The following is a 3,899-nucleotide window of genomic DNA, read 5'->3' as shown; positions in this document are numbered from 1 at the left end:
TCGTAGTTCTCGACGACCACCACGTGGTCCCGCAGCTCGGGAAGCCTGCTCAACTCGCACAGTCTCCTGAGGAGCGCCTTGCCGGGCCCGTCCGCCGGATGTGCCTTGCCCGCGAAGATGAACTGCACCGGCCGCTCCGGGCCGGTGATCAGGGCCTTGACCCGGTCCAAGTCCTCGAACATCAAGAGGGCACGTTTGTAGGTGGCGAAGCGCCGGGCTACGCCGATCGTGAGCCGGTCGGATCGCAGCCTGGGTCGGGGATCGTCCACTCCCAACCGTTCACGGCGCCGCTGGTGCCTGCGCGCGACGAAGTCGAGCAGGCGCCGCTTCAGCGCGACCTTGATGGTCCAAAGCTCGCTCTCGTCCATGTGCTCGATGTGGCGCCACGTATCCGGGCGGCACAGATGCGTGCGCCAGCCGGCACCCAGGCAATCGCTGTATAGCTGAGCAATCTCGTTGGCCAACCATGTGTCGACGTGGGCGCCGTTGGTGACGTGGCCGATAGGCACCTCGGATGGACGGCGGCGAGGCCAAAGCTCCTGCCACATCCGACGAGACACGTAACCGTGGAGGGAGCTCACGCCGTTGCTGCGCCGGGCCAGCTTCAACGCCAACGTAGTCATGCAGAATTCTTCCTCCTGGCGCTCGGGTCGCACCCGACCCAGCGCCAGCAGCTTATGCTCGTCCAAACCCAAGCGTTGTCTCAGGGGTTGCAGAAACCGGAGCGCCAGGTCGGGAGGAAAGCGGTCGTGACCGGCCGCGACCGGGGTGTGGGTGGTGAAAACCACCGACTCCGATACTTCGCCCGCCACCTCTTCGAATCTGCGACCGCTGCTGCGCATGCGATCGGCGATCGCTTCCAGCACTGCAAAGGCCGAATGCCCCTCGTTCAGATGGATCACACCTGGACGCTGCCCGACACTCGCCAAAGCACGGTAACCGCCGACTCCCAGTATGACCTCCTGCAGGATACGGGTTGTGCGATCCCCCCCATAAAGCCGCATGGCCTGCTGGAACTCGCTGCCGGCTACCCGTTGAGGATCGAGCAGCAGCAGCTGCGCCCTTCCCACTCGGGACCGCCACAGCAGCACTGGGACTTCCTCGCGATCCAGCGGCACCTTGATCGTGATCTGGTTGCCGCTCGCATCCCTGACTGCCTCGATGGGCACGCGATCGGTGTCGAGTTCCTGGTAGACCTCGTGCTGCTGGCCATCGGCGTCGAGCTCTTGCGTAAAATAGCCCTGGCGATACAGCAGTGTCACGCCCATGGCGGGGATACCCAAGTCCGAGCAGCTCTTGAGGTGATCGCCGGCCAACACACCCAGCCCGCCCGAATAGATAGGCAGGGACTCGTGCAGTGCGAACTCTGGACTGAAGTAGGCCACCCGAAAGGCATTGAGCCCGGGGGCATTCCAGTACGCCCAGTGCTGATCGTCCCTCAAATACCGGTCCAGTGCTTTTTCCATGCGCACCAAGGTCGCTGCCACATGGGTATCGTGAGCTCGTTCGGCCATGGTCCCCTCGGGCACTTCCGCCAAGAAGGCCATGGGGTTGTGGTTTACGCGCCGCCACAACTCCTCATCGATGCCGCGAAACAGCCTGTCCAAGCGACCCGTCCACGCGCACCATAGGTTGCGAGACAATCGGTCGAGACGCTGCCTGAAATCACTCACGGGGTCCTCGTTCTCGTAGGATCGGGCTCGTCGCCGCCGCAGGCGCAGCGCGGCGCATCCGGTTCAGGAGCTTTCAAGAAAAGCGCGCCCAAGGGTGGTACGGTGAGCTCGAGGCTGTAGGGACGACCGTGCCAGCAAACAGGCTGCGTAGGGGCGAATCCCAGGTTCCCCACGCCGCTCCCTCCGTAGACGCTCGCATCCGTGTTCAGCAACTCGCGCCACGGCCCGGGAGCGTGGACGCCTATCCGGTAGCCGTGGCGAACAACCGGCGTGAAATTGAGCGCCACCACGATGCGATCAGCAACCGGGCCTTCGCCTTTTCGCTGGGAGCGACGACCGCTTGCTAGGCGTCCAAAGACATACACGCTTTGTTCTTCGTCGCTGGCCTCCACCCACTCGAAGCCCCCGGCGTCCACGTCGCTCTCGTGCAGCGCAGGCTGCGTCCGATAGAGACGGTTCAGATCTCGAACCAGGCGCCGCATCCCAGCGTGCGCCTCGGACTCAAGCAGGTGCCAGGACAAGCTGTGCTCGCAGCGCCACTCTTCCTGTTGGGCCAGCTCGCTGCCCATGAACAGCAGCTTCTTGCCTGGTTGGGCGTACATGAGCGCGAGGAGCAGACGCAGGTTGGCGAACCGCTGCCACTCGTCGCCCGGCATTCTTAAAAGGAGCGATCCCTTGCCGTGGACCACCTCGTCGTGGGACAGCGGTAACACGAAGTTTTCGTGGTACGCGTACACGCTCCTGAAGGTCAGCTCACCGTGATGGAACTTGCGATGAATGGGATCCCGTCGCATATAGCGCAGCGTGTCGTGCATCCAGCCCATGTCCCACTTGAGGCTAAACCCGAGGCCCCCAACGTGGACGGGGCGCGAGACCATGGGCCAGGCCGTCGACTCTTCAGCGATCATCAGCACGTCGGGGTGCTCTGCCTGAACGGCCTCGTTCAGTCCGCGCAGAAAGGCGATCGCTTCCAGGTTCTCGCGGCCTCCGTACCTGTTGGGAAGCCACTCGCCGTCGCGGCGCGAGTAGTCGCGATACAGCATGGATGCAACGGCATCCACCCGAAGCCCGTCCACGTGGTAGCGGTCCAGCCAGAACAGCGCGCTCGATACCAGGAAGCTGCGCACTTCGTGGCGGCCATAGTTGAAGATCGAGGTGGTCCAGTCCGGGTGAAAACGCTCGCGGGCATCTGCGTGCTCGAACAGGTGTGTGCCGTCGAAGTAGCCCAGGCCGTGCTCGTCCGAGGGGAAATGCGCAGGGACCCAGTCGAGGATGACGCCGATACCATGCTCATGCAGGTAGTCTACCAAGAACATGAAGTCCGTCGGACCCCCGAAACGGCTCGTAGGCGCGAAATAGCCGGTCACCTGATAGCCCCAGGATCCGCCGAAGGGGTGCTCCATTACGGGCATCAGCTCCACGTGGGTGAAGCCCGTATCCTTGAGATAGCTCGCAAGCTCCGGGGCTAGCTCCCGGTAGGTCAGGGGGCGGTTGCCCTGCTCGGGCCGCCTTCGCCAGGATCCGACGTGCAACTCGTAGATGCTGATGGGCGCGTCGAGCGCGTTGGCGGCCTTGCGACCTCGGGTGCTCCAGGCCGCGTCGCCCCAGCGGTAGCCGAGGTCGGCCACGACCGACCCCGTCTTGGGAGGAGTTTCGTGCACAAAGCCGAAGGGATCGGCCTTGTCCACCGTGTAGCCCCGGAGTCGCGATTCAATGTGAAACTTGTACAGGTCACCGGGGCCGACGCCGGACACGAACAGCTCCCAGATGCCGGACGATCCTACCTGACACATCGGGTGGCTGTGCCGGCACCAGCCGTTGAAGTCACCGATCAGGCTCACCCGGCGCGCGTTGGGCGCCCAGACCCCGAACCTCGTGCCGGACCTGGACCTTACCCAGTGCGCCCCGAGCTTGCGGTAGATGCGACGATGAGTGCCCTCGTTGAACAGATGCTGGTCGAGAGGCGTGATCTCGAGATCCCCTGCGTCGCCGAGCGGCGACGGGATCACCGGCGCCCTGGCTCCGGTCCTGACCTTTCCGCCCTGTTTGTCCGAACCGCCCTGTTTGTCCGAACCGCCCTGCTTGTCCGAACCGCCCTGCTTGTCCGAACCGCCCTGCTTGTCCGAACCGCCCTGTTTGTCCGAACCGCCCTGTTTGTCCGAACCGCCCTGCTTGTCCGAACCGCCCTGCTTGTCCGAACCGCCCTGCTTGTCCGAACCGCCCTGT

General features: G+C 64.1%; 2 protein-coding genes. Both read right to left on the bottom strand.

The window, feature by feature from the left end; translation table 11 throughout:
- The coding region (gene glgP, locus MJD61_07670) for an alpha-glucan family phosphorylase (protein MCG8555152.1) at window positions 1-1,673 on the bottom strand (1,673 nt) is incomplete at its 3' end.
- Window positions 1,670-3,682 carry a 1,4-alpha-glucan branching protein GlgB gene (gene glgB / locus MJD61_07665; GenBank protein MCG8555151.1) on the bottom strand — a complete coding sequence of 671 codons (2,013 nt, stop codon included), beginning with the start codon at window positions 3,680-3,682 and terminating at the stop codon, window positions 1,670-1,672. The genes glgP and glgB, both read right to left, overlap by 4 nt.
- Window positions 3,683-3,899 lie beyond the last annotated feature (217 nt).

It is taken from the genome of Pseudomonadota bacterium, from assembly GCA_022361155.1.
GTDB lineage: Bacteria > Myxococcota_A > Polyangia > Polyangiales > JAKSBK01 > JAKSBK01.
Note: the sequence above shows the minus strand (reverse complement) of the source record. Positions and strands in the feature narration are given on the sequence as shown.